Source organism: Prevotella sp. AGR2160, assembly GCF_000424185.1.
Taxonomy (GTDB): domain Bacteria; phylum Bacteroidota; class Bacteroidia; order Bacteroidales; family Bacteroidaceae; genus Prevotella.
Genome location: NZ_AUJK01000002.1, coordinates 305005 through 321021, shown reverse-complemented (window position 1 = coordinate 321021; position 16017 = coordinate 305005). Strand labels below are relative to the sequence as shown.

The 16017-nt window shown below is 50.1% G+C and carries 13 protein-coding genes and 2 rRNA genes; 12 read left to right on the top strand and 3 right to left on the bottom strand.

Annotated elements, in window-relative coordinates; translation table 11 throughout:
• From G604_RS15370 to G604_RS0102910, 4 genes are all read left to right on the top strand, one after another.
• Positions 1-100: ribosomal RNA gene (locus G604_RS15370) — 23S ribosomal RNA — on the top strand; the annotation flags it as partial.
• Positions 101-154: 54 nt separating this feature from the next.
• Positions 155-267: ribosomal RNA gene (rrf, locus tag G604_RS0102920) — 5S ribosomal RNA — on the top strand.
• 242 nt (positions 268-509) lie between these two features.
• Entirely contained in the window at positions 510-2765 is a 2256-nt protein-coding gene (locus G604_RS0102915; RefSeq protein ID WP_028909242.1) for an aconitate hydratase, read from the top strand.
• Positions 2766-2786: 21 nt separating this feature from the next.
• Positions 2787-4133: a citrate/2-methylcitrate synthase gene (locus G604_RS0102910; protein WP_028909241.1), complete on the top strand. Its 1347-nt coding sequence runs from the start codon at positions 2787-2789 to the stop codon at positions 4131-4133.
• Between the two features lie 52 nt (positions 4134-4185).
• Here G604_RS0102910 and G604_RS0102905 read toward each other — a convergent pair whose 3' ends face one another.
• Entirely contained in the window at positions 4186-5067 is an 882-nt protein-coding gene (locus G604_RS0102905; protein WP_028909240.1) for a ThiF family adenylyltransferase, read from the bottom strand.
• A 58-nt stretch (positions 5068-5125) separates the two neighbouring features.
• Positions 5126-6265 carry a radical SAM family heme chaperone HemW gene (gene hemW / locus G604_RS0102900; protein WP_028909239.1) on the bottom strand — a complete coding sequence of 380 codons (1140 nt, stop codon included), beginning with the start codon at positions 6263-6265 and terminating at the stop codon, positions 5126-5128.
• Between the two features lie 121 nt (positions 6266-6386).
• On the opposite strand from hemW, the gene G604_RS0102895 reads away from it, so the two are divergent.
• The 3 genes from G604_RS0102895 (at position 6387) to G604_RS0102885 (ending at position 10995) form a co-directional block, all read left to right on the top strand.
• Positions 6387-8546, top strand: a complete 2160-nt coding sequence (locus tag G604_RS0102895; RefSeq protein WP_028909238.1) for an elongation factor G — start codon at positions 6387-6389, stop codon at positions 8544-8546.
• A 136-nt stretch (positions 8547-8682) separates the two neighbouring features.
• Complete coding sequence (locus tag G604_RS0102890; RefSeq protein ID WP_028909237.1) at positions 8683-10248, top strand: sensor histidine kinase; 1566 nt, start codon at positions 8683-8685, stop codon at positions 10246-10248.
• Between the two features lie 39 nt (positions 10249-10287).
• Positions 10288-10995 (top strand): response regulator transcription factor, encoded by a 708-nt coding sequence (locus tag G604_RS0102885; protein WP_028909236.1) that lies wholly within the window; start codon positions 10288-10290, stop codon positions 10993-10995.
• 44 nt (positions 10996-11039) lie between these two features.
• Here G604_RS0102885 and G604_RS0102880 read toward each other — a convergent pair whose 3' ends face one another.
• Entirely contained in the window at positions 11040-11312 is a 273-nt protein-coding gene (locus G604_RS0102880) for a hypothetical protein (protein ID WP_028909235.1), read from the bottom strand.
• Between the two features lie 109 nt (positions 11313-11421).
• On the opposite strand from G604_RS0102880, the gene rpsF reads away from it, so the two are divergent.
• The 5 genes from rpsF to G604_RS13350 all read left to right on the top strand — a co-directional run bounded on the left by rpsF (position 11422) and on the right by G604_RS13350 (position 15884).
• The gene (rpsF, locus tag G604_RS0102875; protein ID WP_028909234.1) at positions 11422-11763 is read left to right on the top strand and encodes a 30S ribosomal protein S6; all 342 of its coding nucleotides are present in this window, start codon (positions 11422-11424) and stop codon (positions 11761-11763) included.
• Between the two features lie 2 nt (positions 11764-11765).
• Positions 11766-12035 carry a 30S ribosomal protein S18 gene (rpsR, locus tag G604_RS0102870; RefSeq protein ID WP_028909233.1) on the top strand — a complete coding sequence of 90 codons (270 nt, stop codon included), beginning with the start codon at positions 11766-11768 and terminating at the stop codon, positions 12033-12035.
• A gap of 19 nt (positions 12036-12054) precedes the next feature.
• The gene (gene rplI / locus G604_RS0102865) at positions 12055-12603 is read left to right on the top strand and encodes a 50S ribosomal protein L9 (RefSeq protein ID WP_028909232.1); all 549 of its coding nucleotides are present in this window, start codon (positions 12055-12057) and stop codon (positions 12601-12603) included.
• Positions 12604-12831: 228 nt separating this feature from the next.
• Positions 12832-13719, top strand: a complete 888-nt coding sequence (gene fabD / locus G604_RS0102860; RefSeq protein WP_028909231.1) for an ACP S-malonyltransferase — start codon at positions 12832-12834, stop codon at positions 13717-13719.
• Positions 13716-15884 (top strand): alpha-amylase family glycosyl hydrolase, encoded by a 2169-nt coding sequence (locus tag G604_RS13350; RefSeq protein ID WP_155941839.1) that lies wholly within the window; start codon positions 13716-13718, stop codon positions 15882-15884. The genes fabD and G604_RS13350 overlap by 4 nt, the downstream gene beginning before the upstream one ends.
• The last annotated feature ends 133 nt before the right edge of the window (positions 15885-16017 follow it).

Here is a 16017-nt window from a genome sequence, read left to right as displayed (position 1 = left end):
CTCATAAGGGTCGTCAAAGACGATGACGTAGATAGGATGCAGGTGTAAAGGCAGCGATGCCAAAGCCGAGCATTACTAATTGCCCGAACACTTTCCGCTGGGAGTTCACACTTTCAACTGTTGAGTTTTGCTTGTCAAGATACGTCAACCCCATTTGGGTGGTTATTGCGGCGGTGTCCCACCTCTTCCCATTCCGAACAGAGAAGTTAAGCCCGCTTGCGCCGATGGTACTGCAATGCAATGCGGGAGAGTAGGTAGCTGCCCTCTTTTCTTTAAACTCAAGAAAAGCCTCGAAGATAGCAATATCTCCGAGGCTTTTTCGTTTCTCGTCCTTTCCTCTGAAATTTCCCTTTTTTGCATATTCATTCCAAAATCATTACATTTTTGCGTTATTTCGGCATTTATCTGCAAAAATATTCTATCTTTTTGTTTAATATGAAAATATTTTCGTATCTTTGTGCGTGAAATTGTTATTTGGTAGCACAAGAGAACACTTAATAGATATAATTATGGTATTTGATGTAGACATGATTCGAGGCTTTTACGCCAGTTATGCAGAGAAAGTGGCACAGGTTCGGGATACTTTTCAGCGTCCATTGACATACGCGGAGAAGGTCCTCTTCACCCATTTGTATTCAGATCGTGATCTTCGACCGTATCAGCGAGGAGCGGAGTATGCCGACTTCCGGCCGAATCGTGTTGCCATGCAGGATGCCACGGCACAGATGGCCCTTCTGCAGTTCATGAATGCCGGAAAGGACCGTGTCGCTGTACCGGCCACCGTGCACTGTGATCATCTGATCCGTGCTGATGTAGGTGCGGAAAAGGATCTGGCTACAGCCGCTACGACGAATAAGGAGGTCTATGACTTCCTGCATTCTGTCAGCCGTAAATACCATATTGGCTTCTGGGGACCCGGCGCCGGTATCATTCATCAGGTCGTGTTGGAGAACTATGCCTTCCCGGGCGGAATGATGGTGGGCACTGATTCCCATACACCGAATGCCGGCGGACTGGGAATGGTGGCTGTGGGTGTCGGTGGCGCTGATGCTGTCGATGTCCTCACCGGCCAGCCGTGGGAGTTGAAAGTACCGAAACTGATCGGTGTTCATCTCACCGGTCATCTCACGGGATGGGCGGCTCCGAAAGATGTGATCTTGGAAATTCTGGGCCAATTGACCGTGAAAGGGGGTACGAATGCCATCCTGGAGTATTTTGGCGATGGTCTCGACAGTATCACGACGACCGGCAAGGCGACGATCTGTAATATGGGTGCTGAACTCGGCGCTACCTGTTCCATCTTCCCCTTCGACCGTAATGCCGATGAGTATCTCTGTAAGACAGGCAGGGAGGAGGTCGCGGTGCTGGCCCGTCAGCATGCCGCAGACCTGCAGGCAGATGCTGAGGTCTATGCCGATCCGGCTACTTATTTCGATCAGGTGTTGGAGATAGACCTTACTAAGATAGAGCCGCATCTCAATGGTCCTTTCACGCCCGATGCCGCCACGCCTATCTCGCAGATGAAGGCCAAAGGGCCTGCCAATGATTATCCGATGACGGTGGAAGTTGGTTTGGTTGGTAGTTGTACGAACAGCAGTTATCAGGACTTAGCCCGTGCTGCCAGTGTTGCCCGTCAGGCCTATGAGAAGCATATTCCGGTGAATGGCCAACTCATTATCAATCCGGGATCAGAACAGATCCGCCGTACGGCAGAACGTGACGGTATCCTGGAGGACTTCCGCCGAATCGGTGCGCTGATCATGGCCAATGCCTGTGGACCTTGTATCGGTCAGTGGAAGCGTCATACGGATGACAACACCCGCAAGAATGCCATTGTCACCTCTTTCAACCGAAACTTCCGTCGTCGTGCTGACGGAAACCCGAATACCTTTGCCTTTATAGGCAGTCCGGAGATGACGACGGCTTTGGCTATTGCGGGACGTCTTGATTTCAACCCAGCTGTAGACACCCTTACCAATGCCGATGGTAATGCCGTGAAGCTCGATGAGCCCACAGGATTTGACTTCCCGCCGAAAGGTTTCGATCATGTTGATGTTCAGCCTGTAGAAGAGGTGGCTGATCCTAAGAAGATAGAGATTGTGATCCGTCCTGATTCCGAGCGTCTGCAGAAACTCGAGCCGTTCGCACCTTGGGACGGTAAGGACTTTGAGGAGTTGCCGCTGCTGATCAAGACCAAGGGCAAGTGTACGACCGATCATATCTCTATGGCCGGCCCGTGGCTCCGTTTCCGTGGCCATCTGGAGAATATCTCCAATAATCTCCTGATGGGCGCTGTCAATGCCTTCAACGGCGAGTCGAACAAGGTCAAGGACCAGTTGAACGGACAATATAAAGAGGTGAGTTCAGCTGCCAAGGACTACAAGGCCCATGGGCTCGGTTCCATTGTCGTCGCCGAGGAGAATTACGGTGAGGGCAGTAGTCGTGAGCATGCGGCCATGGAGCCCCGATTCCTCAATGTGAAGGTGATCCTCGCCAAGAGTTTCGCCCGCATCCATGAGACGAATCTGAAGAAACAGGGGATGCTTGCCCTTACTTTTGTCCATAAGGATGACTATGACAAGGTCAGGGAGGATGACCGTTTTTCCGTTGTTGGGCTGTCGCATTTCGAGCCGGGCAAGCCGCTTACGGTTGTTGACCGCCATCAGGATGGTACAGAGGACCGTTTCGAAGTTTCGCATACCTATAATGAGACACAGATTGGCTGGTTCAAAGCAGGAAGTGCCCTGAACACATTAAATAAATAAGCGTGAAAAAAATAAGCGTGTATGAAAAAGGAATATTTGATTTATAAGCTGAGTGACGAAGTTAAGAACTCTTGTAAGATTCCTCGCGAGGCTTTTCAGAAATATGGCGTCAAGCGTGGCCTTCGTAATGAGGATGGTAGTGGTGTCTTGGTCGGACTGACGAATATCGGTAATGTCGTCGGTTACGAGCGTGCTGCCGACGGTACGCTGCAGCCTTGTCCCGGAAAACTTTTCTATCGTGGCTATGAGCTCGACGACCTCGTCAGTCCGTTGCTCAAGGAGAAACGATTCGGCTTTGAGGAGATAGCTTATCTCCTTCTCTCGGGGAAGTTGCCCGACAAGGAAGAGCTTGATGCCTTTAAGGAATTGCTCAATGATAATATGCCGCTCGACCATCGTACCATCGTACATATCATTGACCTTGAGGGGAGCAACATCATGAATATCCTGGCCCGTTGCGTATTGGAGATGTATACCTTCGATCCTAATCCCGATGATATCTCCCGTGACAATCTCATGCGGCAGAGTGTGGAATTGATCGCGAAGTTCCCGACCATTGTTGCCTACGCTTATAATATCTACCGCCATACCGTTCAGGGGCAGAGTCTGAACATCATCCATCCGCGGGAGGACCTCGGCATAGCGGAGAACTTCCTGTATATGTTGAAAGAAGGACCGTATACAGAACTTGACGCCCGCACACTGGATCTGTTGCTGATCATTCAGGCAGAGCATGGTGGTGGTAATAACTCCACCTTCACGGTGCGTGTCACCTCTTCAACACGTACGGACACCTATTCCTCTATTGCCGCCGGTATCGGTTCGCTGAAAGGCCCTCTCCATGGTGGTGCCAATATCAAGGTCGTCAACATGTTCCATCATCTGAAGGAGCAGATTAAGGACTGGACGAATGTGGATGAGATAGACACCTATCTGAACCGTATGCTGAATAAGGAGGCTTACGATAAGACAGGACTGATTTATGGTATCGGACATGCTGTCTATACGATGAGTGATCCGCGTGCTGTGGAACTGAAGAAGCTCGCTGGTCTGTTGGCCAAGGAGAAAGGACGTGAGAAAGAGTACAACTTCCTCACGCTTTTGGAGAAAGAAGGCATCAAGTGTGTCTCTGCCTTCCGACATACGAAGAAGCCGATCTGCGCAAACCTGGATTTCTACAGTGGCTTCATCTATGAGATGATTGGTCTGCCGCAGGAAATCTACACGCCAATCTTCGCCATGGCCCGTATCGTCGGCTGGACGGCACACCGCATCGAGGAGTTGAACTTTGAGGGCCGTCGTATCATCCGTCCGGCCTACAAGAATATCCTTCAGCCGCGGGAGTATGTTCCCATAGAAGATCGATAAGTTTGAATATTTGTAGGTGGCCGTAACATGGCGGCCACCTACAAATCCCGAATTAGTCCTCTTTTTGTTGCCGGAGGCGCAATTCCCGGAATTTCTTCAGATGTTCGTCGGCTTTCTCTTTCGCTTTTTGTGCGTAGGGATTATCGGCGAGTTCATCGGGCAGGATACGGAAAGTGTGTGCGGCGGCGATGAGGTCTTTCACAACCTCTCCACCGACGATGAGTCCTGCGGCAGCAGGTACGAAGGCATTGCTGGCGGGGATGTTCCGTCGGTCCGTACATTTCCGCATGTCCTTATTGGGACAGATACAATGGAAACGGCAGGAGATATCGGCGTCGTCGATCGGATCCAGGGGCTCTTCAGGACTATATACCACCTTGAGATGGTTGATATGCATCTTGCGCAGTTTCTTCCGCATCACTTTTGCCAGTGGGTCCATGCGGGTCTTGTTGATATCACAGACCTGGAACGCTGTGGCATCCATCTTATTGGCGGCTCCCATACACGAGATGATCGGTACCTGCAACTCATGGCAGCGGCGGACGAGCTCGAGCTTGGCACTGACGGTGTCGATGCAGTCGACAACATAGTCATAGACGCTGAGATCTATCTTGTCGGCATTGGTAGGTAGGTAGAACATCTGATATTTATGGACGATGCACCGTGGATTGATATCATGAATCCGTTTTTCGGCCACATCGACCTTATGCTGACCTACGGTAGAGATGGTGGCGAGGATCTGTCGGTTGACATTCGTCAGACAGACGCGGTCGTCATCGAAGAGATCCATCTCTCCGACACCGGAACGCGCTAATACTTCCACAACATATCCGCCGACACCACCGATGCCGAAAATGGCGACCCGGGAGCCGGCGAGCGTGTCAATGGCGGCACGTCCTACGAGAAGTTGTGTTCTTGAGAATTGATTTTGCATATTTTGTTTTCCTTTATTATTTTATGTTTGAGGGATCGGATCATGATGAATCATGTCCCTACACGTGCATGAGGTTGGACAGGATATCATCGGAGATATACAATCCTTTCCGTGTCAGAGACAGGTGGCCGTCAATAATCTGCATGAGACCACGGTCAATCTCTCTCTTGGATTCTTGAAGGAGATAGTGATAGAGTTCATGACCATATTCAGCTTGCATCTTGTTGAGATTGATACCTTCCCGCGTGCGCAGGGCTGTTGTGATGAGATCGTCATAGCGTGTGCTGATATCGAGTACTTCTTGCCCTCTCACGGGAGTTCCATGGTTGATACCATCAATATATTTCTTGATGTCGGCAACATTCCACCACCTACGGCGCCCGTCATAACTGTGGGCAGCAGCGCCGAGCCCGAGATAGGGCGTCTCATTCCAGTAGTTGCTGTTATGATGACTGCGAAAGCCCGGCCGGGCGAAATTACTGAGTTCATAATGTTCGTAACCGGCATCTTCGAGAAGGTCGATGAGCTTATCGTACATGGCCCTGCTGGTCTCTTCGTTGAGATCCTTGATCTTTCCCTTTTCGCGCAGACGGTAGAGTGGGGTGCCCTCTTCGATCATCAGGGAATAGGCCGAGATATGCTGCGGATTGAGGGCGATCGCCGTCCACAGATCCTCTTCCCAGTCCATGAGCGTCTCCTCGGGGAACCCGAACATGAGATCTATGGATATGTTGTTGAAGCCGGCGGCACGGAGCTGTTGAACAGCCGTAATAGCCTCTTCTGCGCTATGCCGACGGTGCAGGAAACGGAGACGCTCATCGTTGAAACTCTGGATGCCGAGGCTCACGCGGTTGAAACCAAGCTCATGGAGCCCATGGGCGTAGTCGGGCGTGATATCGTCGGGATTGCATTCGATGGTCTGTTCCGCTATGTCGGCATGAGGGTATACCTTATATATATAGGTGATGATACGCTCGAGATTTTTCAAGGAAAGCATGGAAGGCGTGCCACCACCCAGATAGACCGTTGTCGGTTGGTTATTTTCAGGCAGTTGCCATGGAGAACGCTGGGTCTCTTCCAATTCACGGCAGAGGGCATCAACATAGTCATCCTGCAGCTCCGGATGAACGGTGCTGTAGAAGCCACAGTAGATACATCTGCTTGCGCAAAAAGGGATATGAAAATAGAGTCCGGCCATCTTTTCTCATTAATTTTCTGCAAAATTACTAATTTTCCGAAAAATCCTTTGGTGTTTTGAAGAAAAAAATGTAATTTAGCCGTCGTAAAACTAAAATCTATTCACTTAAAATCTATACGATATGAGGGTATATCAGACAAACGAGATCAAGAACATCGCACTCGTTGGCAGTGCGGGAAGCGGCAAGACCACCCTTGCCGAGAGTATGCTGTATGAAGCTGGTGTCATCAAGCGTCGTGGCTCTATTGAGGCAAAGAACACGGTGAGTGACTATTTCCCCGTAGAGTTGGAGTATGGCTATTCCGTCTTCCCGACCGTCCTTCATGTGGAGTGGAACAACAAGAAGTTGAACATCATCGACTGTCCGGGTTCCGATGACTTCGTCGGTGGCGCCATCACGTCACTGAATGTCACGGATCTCGCTCTTGTGACCATTAACGGCCAGTATGGTCCCGAGGTGGGTACACAGAATATCTTCCGTTATACGGAGAAGTTGAAGAAGCCGGTGATTTTCCTGGTGAACCAGTTGGATAGTGAGAAGTGTGACTTTGACGCTATTGTGGCATCGATGATTGATATCTATGGATCGAAATGTGTACAGATCCAGTATCCGCTGGAGACGGGCCCCAATTTCCATAGTCTCATTGACGTGTTGCTGATGAAGAAGTATACGTGGAAGCCGGAGGGCGGCGCCCCCACGATAGAGGATATTCCCGAGGAGGAGATGGATAAGGCCATGGAACTCCATAAGGCGCTTGTCGAGGCGGCAGCGGAGAATGATGAGTCGTTGATGGAAAAATTCTTCGAGAGTGAGACGCTTACGGAGGATGAGATGCGTGAGGGTATCCGCAAGGGCCTTGTCACCCGTTCTATCTTCCCGTTGTTCTGTGTCTGTGCCGGAAAGGACATGGGCGTTCGCCGACTGATGGAATTCCTAGGTAATGTCGTGCCTTTCGTCTCAGAGATGCCGAAGATCCACGACACGCGTGGAGAGGAGATCTCGCCCGACAGCAATGGGCCGGAGAGTCTGTATTTCTTCAAGACAGGAATGGAGCCTCATATCGGTGAGGTGTCCTATTTCAAGGTGATGAGTGGTCATGTCAAGGCAGGCGATGATCTGGTCAATGTCGACCGTGGCAGTCGTGAGCGTCTTGGTCAGCTCTTCGTCTGTGCCGGTGCCAACCGTATCCCCGTAGAACAGCTCAACGCCGGTGATCTCGGCTGTACGGTAAAACTGAAGGATGTCAAGACCGGCAATGCCTTGAATCAGAAAGATCTTGACTGGCATTATGACTTTATCAAATATCCTCGTTCGAAATATTCCCGTGCCATCCGTGCCGTGAACAGTCAGGATACCGAGAAACTTATGGCTGCCCTGTTGAAGATGCGCCAGGAAGATCCCACATGGGTGGTGGAGAACTCCAAGGAGCTCAAGCAGACGATCGTCCATGGTCAGGGAGAGTTTCATCTGCGCACGCTGAAATGGCGCTTGGAGAATAATGAGAAACTGAATGTTGTCTTTGAGGAACCGAAGATTCCCTATCGTGAGACCATTACGAAGAAGGCAAAGGCAGAGTATCGTCATAAGAAGCAGAGTGGCGGCGCCGGTCAGTTCGGTGAGGTACATCTGATCGTTGAGCCTTACGCAGAAGGCATGCCTGATCCGACGAGTTATACCTTCAACGGCCAGGAATATAAGGTCACCATGAAAGGGAAGGAGGAAGTAGACTTGGAGTGGGGCGGCAAGCTCGTCTTCATCAACTCTGTTGTCGGTGGCGCCATTGATGCCCGTTTCATGCCCGCCATCCTCAAGGGAATCATGGACTGTATGGAGCATGGCCCGCTCACCGGTTGCTATGCCCGTGATGTCCGCGTGGTTGTCTATGACGGAAAGATGCATCCGGTTGACAGTAATGAGCTCTCCTTTATGCTCGCAGCCCGTCATGCCTTCTCGGAAGCCTTCAAGCAGGCTGGTCCGAAGATTCTGGAGCCTATCTATGACTTAGAGGTCTATGTTCCCGATGATTATCTCGGCGATGTCATGAGTGATCTGCAGGGACGTCGCGCCTTGATCATGGGAATGGACAGTGAGGCCGGCTATCAGAAATTGCAGGCCCGCATTCCTTTGAAGGAACTCTCTTCCTATAGCATCGCCCTGAGTTCCATCACCGGCGGTCGGGCCAGTTTCACCACGAAGTTCTCCAGTTATGAACTTGTGCCCAATGATCTGCAACAGAAACTGATTGCGGAGCATGAGGCAGAGACGGCCAAAGAAGACTAAGAGTAACAGCTCGGTATAAGAATATAACTTAGAATAAGTAATTATAATCCCCATTGTTTGTTAATTTTGGCAAATGATGGGGATATTATTAACGTTTTATTGTTAACTGTAATAAAAAATCTATACCTTTGTCCGCATGAAGAAGAGAACCATCTGGACCATATCCATCATCATGGGCGTGTCCTTCCTCGGTTTGCTGTTTTTGCAGTTATCCTATATCCGCGAGATGGCCAATATGAAGAAGGAACAGTTTGACGAGTCTGTCAACCGCGCTCTGTATCAGGCTTCACGTAACCTGGAGCTCAATGAGACCCTCCGTTATTTGGAGAAGGACATCAATGAGACCGAGCGGCGTTCGCATGTCACCGATTCTGTCGGAACACGCAGCGGCCAGGCCAATGACGGTACGGTCCAGCATTCCCATCAGTATTCCGTGACGGGAAAGGATGGAACGGTCTATTCTTCTTTTGAATTGAAGACCATCGCCACGAAACCTTCCACGATGCCGAAGGCGATGATTCTGAAGAACGACAAGAATTCCATCGATGACACCCAGAAATCGCTGCAGGAGATTGTGAAGAACCGTTATGTCTATCAGCGGGCACTCCTTGACGAGGTGGTCTATTCGATTCTCTATTCCGCTTCCGACAAGCCGCTGAAGGAGCGCATCAACTTCAAACTCCTCGATCAGGACTTGAAAGCGGAGTTGATGAACAACGGCATCAATATCCCGTATCATTTTACGGTCTCCACACAGGATGGCCGGGAGGTATACCGTTGTCCCGATTATACGAGCGATGGAGAAGAGTACAGTTACAGTCAGTTGCTTTTCCGCAATGATCCGCAGTCGAAGATGGGGGTTGTCCGTATCCATTTCCCGGATATGAACAGCTATATCTTCTCCTCCGTGAGGTTCATGATCCCGAGTGTGGTGTTCACGTTGATTCTTCTCGTGACCTTTATCTTCACGATCGTCATTATCTTCCGCAGCAAGCGTTATACGGAAATCAAGAATGACTTCATCAACAATATGACGCACGAGTTGAAGACGCCAATCGCCTCCATCTCCCTCGCCGCCCAAATGCTCAATGACAAGAGTATCACGAAGAACGAGACGATGATGGCCCATCTCGGCGGTGTTATCTTCGACGAGTCGAAGCGTCTGCGTTTCTTGGTGGAGAAAGTGTTGCAGATGAGTATGTACGACCGCAAGAAGGCCGTGTTGAAGAAAAAGCAGTGCGATCTCAATGAGATGATCGAGCAGGCGGCCCATTCCATCACCCTTCGTGTGGAACATACGGGCGGTAAGGTCTATACGGAGATTGAGGCTGTCGACTCCACGATCTTCGTCGACGAGATGCATTTTCAGAATGTTATCTTCAATCTTCTCGACAATGCCGTGAAATACCGGAAACCGGAGGAGAAGCTTGATATCTACCTGCGTACGTGGAATGAAGGCGACAAGGTGTGCTTCTCCGTCCGTGATACGGGGCAGGGCATCAAAAAGGATAATCTGAAGAAAATCTTTGAGAAGTTCTACCGTGTCCATACCGGCAATGTCCATGATGTCAAAGGGTTTGGACTTGGTTTAGCTTATGTGAAGAAAATGATAGATCTTCATGACGGTGACATCCATGTCGACAGTGTCTACGGACAAGGTACGACCTTTACGGTTAAACTGCCGTTTGTAAAAGAAGAATAATCAAGAAACAAAATAAATATAAACAAGAAGAAATTAATTATGGAAGAGAACAACAACAAAGTAAAGATCCTGCTTTGCGAGGATGATGAGAACCTCGGCATGTTACTTCGTGAGTACCTGCAGGCCAAGGGCTTTCAGGCTGTCCTCTGCCCCGATGGTGAGGTAGGTTTTCGTGAGTTCACGAAAGATAAGTTTGATATCTGTGTCCTCGACGTGATGATGCCCAAGAAGGACGGTTTCACGCTGGCACAGGAGATTCGTCAGGTCAATGCTGACGTACCCATTATCTTCCTTACGGCGAAGACATTGAAGGAGGACATCCTTGAAGGTTTCAAGATCGGCGCTGATGACTACATCACGAAGCCATTCTCTATGGAGGAGCTCGTGTTCCGTATTGAGGCCATCCTGCGTCGTGTCCGCGGTAAGAAGAGCAAGGAGTCTACCCATTATAAGATTGGCCGCTTCGAGTTCGATACTCAGAAGCAGTTGCTCACCATTGGTGATAAGCAGACGAAGCTGACGACGAAGGAGAATGAGCTCCTTGCCCTGCTTTGTGCTCATGCCAACGAGATTCTGCAGCGTGACTTCGCACTGAAGACGATCTGGATTGACGACAATTACTTCAATGCCCGTTCCATGGACGTGTATATCACGAAACTGCGTAAGCATCTGAAGGATGATCCGCAGATCGAGATCATCAATATCCACGGTAAGGGTTACAAACTTATCGTTCCTGAAGAGGAATAAAGTTCCCGAATCCAGCCCTTGCGTGGCCGCAACATGGCGGCCACCTACATGGACATCCGGCGCTTCTGCTTTGCATACCACGCTCCCGTGCCGAGAAGGATGAGGAAGAGACCGAGGAAAAGAAGGATGTTTCCTTTCATCATGGCCAGCGTGAGGGGCAGAACGGCATAGACAATGAGGAGGATAAGTCCGGCGATGATCTCGCCGAGCCATCCTTTGATGATCTTACGTCCGCAGGAATGCAGGACGTTCCGAAGGCATAAGAACAGCTTCTGACAGCGCTCAGAGGCTGTTTTTTTGTTTTTTTCTTGTTTCATGTCTGCAAAAGTACAAAATAAATTTGGTCAATCAAGAAAAAAGTCGTACTTTTGCACCCGCATTTTGTAAAATGCACATAAATTAATTATTTAACATTTTATCAGTAGTATGAATCAATACGAAACCGTTTTCATTTTGACTCCCGTTTTGTCTGATGCACAGATGAAGGAAACGGTCGCTAAGTTCAAGAAACTGCTCACCGACAATGGTGCTGAGATCGTGAACGAAGAGGCCTGGGGTCTGAAAAAGATGGCTTATGCCATCCAGAAGAAATCAACAGGCTTCTACTGCCTGCTGCAGTTCAAGGGCGAGCCTACACTCGTTAACAAGCTCGAGACCGGCTTCCGCCGTGACGAGAAAGTCATTCGCTACATGACTGTCAAACTTGACAAGTATGCTGTAGCCTATGCCGAGAAGAGAATGAAGAAATACGCTAACAAGGAGGCTTAATCATGGCAGACAATAAATCAGAAATTCGTTATCTCAACGCTCCTTCTATCGACACCAAGAAGAAGAAGTATTGCCGTTTCAAGAAGAGCGGTATCAAGTATATCGATTATAAGGATCCTGAGTTCCTGAAGAAATTCTTGAACGAGCAGGGTAAGATCCTTCCCCGTCGTATCACAGGTACATCACTGAAGTATCAGCGTCGTGTGGCACAGGCTGTGAAGCGTGCCCGTCAGATCGCTCTTCTTCCTTATGTAGCCGATTTGATGAAATAATTAAAGAGGAGGATACAGAATGGAAATTATACTGAAAGAAGATATTATCGGACTTGGATACAAGAACGATATTGTAAACGTAAAGAACGGCTACGGCCGTAACTACCTCATCCCTACTGGTAAGGGCGTTATCGCCAGCGCTGCTGCCCGCAAGCAGCTCGCCGAGAACCTGAAGCAGCAGGCTGCCAAGATTGCTGCTCTGAAGGCTGAGGCTGAGAAGAAGGCAGAGGCTATCAAGGACGTTGTCCTCGTGATCCCCGCTAAGGTCAGCGCTACCGGTGTCACCTACGGATCCGTCAACAAGGCTACCGTTGCTGACGAGCTGAAGAAGAAGGGCTTCGACATCGATCGTAAGATCATCACCATGCACGACATCAAGAAGGTTGGTAACTATGAGGCTACCGTGCACTTCTTCAAGGAGGTCGAGGTGAAGGTCCCCGTACAGGTCGTTGCTGAGAACGAGCCCGCTGCTGCTCCCGCTGAGGAGGCTCCGAAGGCTGAGGAGGCTGCACCCGCAGAGGCTCCGAAGGCTGAGGCTGCTGAGGAGGCTGCTCCTGCTGCAGAATAATTATTGCACTGTAAAGCATATCTATATGATTTTCCCGGTTGCCCTCATCGGCGGCCGGGATTTTTTGTAGAAGTAAAAAAGTAAAGAAGTAAAAAAGTAAACTTCGGCTGTCATTTACTTCTTTACTTTTTTACTTTTTTACTTTTATATATTTTCTCCCTCCAAGAATTTTTTGTAATTTTGCAACTTGGTAGAAAATAATAGATTATTCAAAAGAAATAACTGAAAATGAAAGCATTTGTATTCCCCGGTCAGGGTTCACAGTTCGTAGGTATGGGCAAGGACCTGTACGATAAGTATCCATTGGCAAAGAAGCTCTTTGATGAGGCAGATGAGATCCTCGGTTTCAAGATCTCCGAGATCATGTTCGCCGGAACTGACGAGCAGTTGAAGGAGACGAAGGTCACGCAGCCTGCCGTCTTCCTCCACAGTGTCATCTCTGCTCTCTGCCTCGGTGAGGCCTTCCAGCCTGATATGGTTGCCGGTCATTCCCTCGGCGAGTTCTCGGCTCTCGTAGCCAGTGGCGCCCTGAGTTTCGAGGATGGTCTGAAGCTTGTTGCCGCCCGTGCTAACGCCATGCAGAAAGCTTGCGAGAAGAACCCCGGTACGATGGCTGCCATCATCGCCCTTCCTGATGAGAAGGTCGAGGAAGTCTGTCATGAGGTCAGCACCGACAAGGATGTTGTTGTTCCCGCCAACTATAACTGTCCCGGTCAGCTTGTTATCTCCGGTACTGTCGATGCCATCAACAAGGCTTGTGAACTGTTGAAGGCTGCTGGTGCCAAGCGTGCCCTGCCGCTGAAGGTCGGTGGTGCCTTCCACTCTCTGCTGATGCAGCCCGCCAAGGATGAGCTGCAGGCTGCTATCGAGGCAACGACATTCCATGCACCGAAGTGCCCTGTCTACCAGAATGTTGATGCCAAGCCTCACACGGCTCCCGAGGAGATCAAGGCTAACCTGATCGCCCAGCTCACCTCTTCCGTCCGTTGGACGGCCAGCGTGCAGCATATGATTGCTGACGGCGCAACAGAGTTCATCGAGTGCGGTCCCGGTAAGGCTCTCCGCGGCATGATTGGTCGTATCGACAAGACGGTTAGTGCTCACGGAATCGAATAATGTCAAAGATCACCATCTATCAAACTTTCCCCCGCCTGTTCAATAATGCCAATCCCACCTGTAAGAAGGATGGTACGTTGGCAGAGAACGGCAGTGGAAAGTTTGTCAATTATGATGAGCGCGCCCTGGCACATATCCATCAGATGGGCTTCACCCATATCTGGTATACGGGTGTCATCCGCCATGCCACGCAGACGGACTATTCCGCCTATGGCATTCCGCGTCAGCATCCGGAGGTTGTCAAGGGAAAGGCCGGCAGTCCTTATGCCATCGTCGACTATTATGATGTCGACCCAGATCTGGCTGTCAACGTACGCTCACGTATGGCGGAGTGGGAAGGACTGATCCAGCGCACCCATGAGGCCGACATGAAAGTTCTGATGGATTTCGTCCCCAATCATGTAGGCCGCGAGTATAAGTCCATCTGTAAGCCGCAGGGCGTACGGGATATTGGCGAGGATGATGATCCGCACATGAATTTCTCTCCACAGAACAACTTCTATTATTGTGGAGGAGCACCGCTGAACCTCGATGGTATCGGTGTCTCATCGGATATGGTAGATCCGACGCTTGGCGCTTATCGGGAGATTCCCGCGAAGGCCACGGGTAATGACCGTTTCGATGCCTGTCCCACCCGTAACGATTGGTATGAGACGATCAAACTGAACTATGGCATTGATTACTGTGATGCCGGCGGCCGCAGTTATCATTTCGATCCCATTCCCAATCTGTGGGGGAAGATGGTGGACATCCTGCTCTACTGGGCTTCCAAGGGTGTAGACGGTTTCCGTTGCGACATGTGCTTCATGGTGCCGACGGCCTTTTGGAGTTATGCCATCAAGATCGTGAAACAACGTTACCCGAACGTTATCTTCATCGGTGAGATGTATGATACGGGAGCTTACGCTAGTTATATCGCTTCCGGCTTTGACTATCTCTACGACAAGGTCGGTATGTACGACTGTATCCGCGGTATCATCTGCGGTCAGCGTCCGGCAGCGAGCATCACCTATCAGTGGCAGCAGACGGATCGTGTGAATCAGCATATGCTCTATTTCCTGGAGAATCATGATGAACAGCGTATCGCCTCCGATTTCTTTGCCGGTGATCCCGAGAAAGCTATCCCCGGTGCTGTCGTCTCCATCCTCATGCGCAACAACCCGTTCATGCTCTATAATGGTCAGGAATATGGCGAGCGGGGCATGGACGAGGAAGGATTCAGTGGGCGTGACGGTCGTACGACGATCTTCGACTACTGGTCGCCCGAGACCTTGCGCTATGCCTATCATGGTATCTCGAAGACGACGCCGCAGGGCAGAAATTTGGCCGTTACCTATCATAACTTGTTGAACATGGCCGTCCATGAGAAGGCATTCAGCGAGGGTGAGTTCTTCGATCTGATGTATGTCAATCCGGCATCTCCACATTTCGATCCGCACAAGCATTATGCTTTCCTCAGAAAATATGAGGACGAGGTGATGCTTGTCATCGTCAATTTCTCAGGTGAGGAGAGCGATGTGCTTGTGACGATTCCGGCTCATGCTTTTGAGATGCTCCATATCCCGCAGAAGAATGTGGCTGCCGCCGACCTCCTCACGGGCGATTCCGCCTTCGTGCGCCTCGCTCACGACGGTCAGTTCCCCGCCACACTGCCTCCTTATGGAGCGAGAATTTATAAATTCAATGTCAGAATGGTTGATAAAGGTCTCGTGCTTAATGAGCACAATAAAGATGAATTTCCGCCTGCCCATACTGCTGAGCATCTGCTCAACCAGCTTATGATCCGTATGTTCGGCTGCGAGCGCAGTCGCAATGCCCATATCGAGCGGAAGAAGAGCAAGATCACCTATCATGTGGACCATAAGCCCACACGACAGGAGGAGAAGGCGATAGAGACGGAGATGAACCGCCTCATTGATGAGGATATGACGGTCAGTTATGAGTTTGTCGACCGCAACCATGTGCCGCCGGAGGTCAGTCTCGACCGCCTCCCGGGCAATGCCAGTGAGATGGTCCGTCTTGTGCGCATCGGCGACTATGATGTCTGTCCCTGCCTCGGCAAGCATGTCCGTTCCACCTCTCAGATCGGCAAGTTCGTCCTCCTCGGCACCAACTGGAACGAGGAGAAACATGAGTTCCGCATCCGTTATAAAGTGATCCCATAATGGGTAATTTGTTTCCGGAGTATAAGAAAATATCTACGTGAGATAATTTTTATCTAGCGTAGATATTTTCGTAAATGACATAGATATCCTACAAATTCCCAATCTTCCTTGCGTGGCCGCAACATGGCGGCCA

What these genes read in the sequence shown, in the direction of transcription:
- G604_RS0102915 (WP_028909242.1), top strand. Translation starts at nt 510, where the DNA reads ATGGTATTTGATGTAGACATGATTCGAGGCTTTTACGCCAGTTATGCA.
- G604_RS0102910 (WP_028909241.1), top strand. Translation starts at nt 2,787, where the DNA reads ATGAAAAAGGAATATTTGATTTATAAGCTGAGTGACGAAGTTAAGAAC.
- G604_RS0102905 (WP_028909240.1), bottom strand. Translation starts at nt 5,067, where the DNA reads ATGCAAAATCAATTCTCAAGAACACAACTTCTCGTAGGACGTGCCGCC.
- hemW (WP_028909239.1), bottom strand. Translation starts at nt 6,265, where the DNA reads ATGGCCGGACTCTATTTTCATATCCCTTTTTGCGCAAGCAGATGTATC.
- G604_RS0102895 (WP_028909238.1), top strand. Translation starts at nt 6,387, where the DNA reads ATGAGGGTATATCAGACAAACGAGATCAAGAACATCGCACTCGTTGGC.
- G604_RS0102890 (WP_028909237.1), top strand. Translation starts at nt 8,683, where the DNA reads ATGAAGAAGAGAACCATCTGGACCATATCCATCATCATGGGCGTGTCC.
- G604_RS0102885 (WP_028909236.1), top strand. Translation starts at nt 10,288, where the DNA reads ATGGAAGAGAACAACAACAAAGTAAAGATCCTGCTTTGCGAGGATGAT.
- G604_RS0102880 (WP_028909235.1), bottom strand. Translation starts at nt 11,312, where the DNA reads ATGAAACAAGAAAAAAACAAAAAAACAGCCTCTGAGCGCTGTCAGAAG.
- rpsF (WP_028909234.1), top strand. Translation starts at nt 11,422, where the DNA reads ATGAATCAATACGAAACCGTTTTCATTTTGACTCCCGTTTTGTCTGAT.
- rpsR (WP_028909233.1), top strand. Translation starts at nt 11,766, where the DNA reads ATGGCAGACAATAAATCAGAAATTCGTTATCTCAACGCTCCTTCTATC.
- rplI (WP_028909232.1), top strand. Translation starts at nt 12,055, where the DNA reads ATGGAAATTATACTGAAAGAAGATATTATCGGACTTGGATACAAGAAC.
- fabD (WP_028909231.1), top strand. Translation starts at nt 12,832, where the DNA reads ATGAAAGCATTTGTATTCCCCGGTCAGGGTTCACAGTTCGTAGGTATG.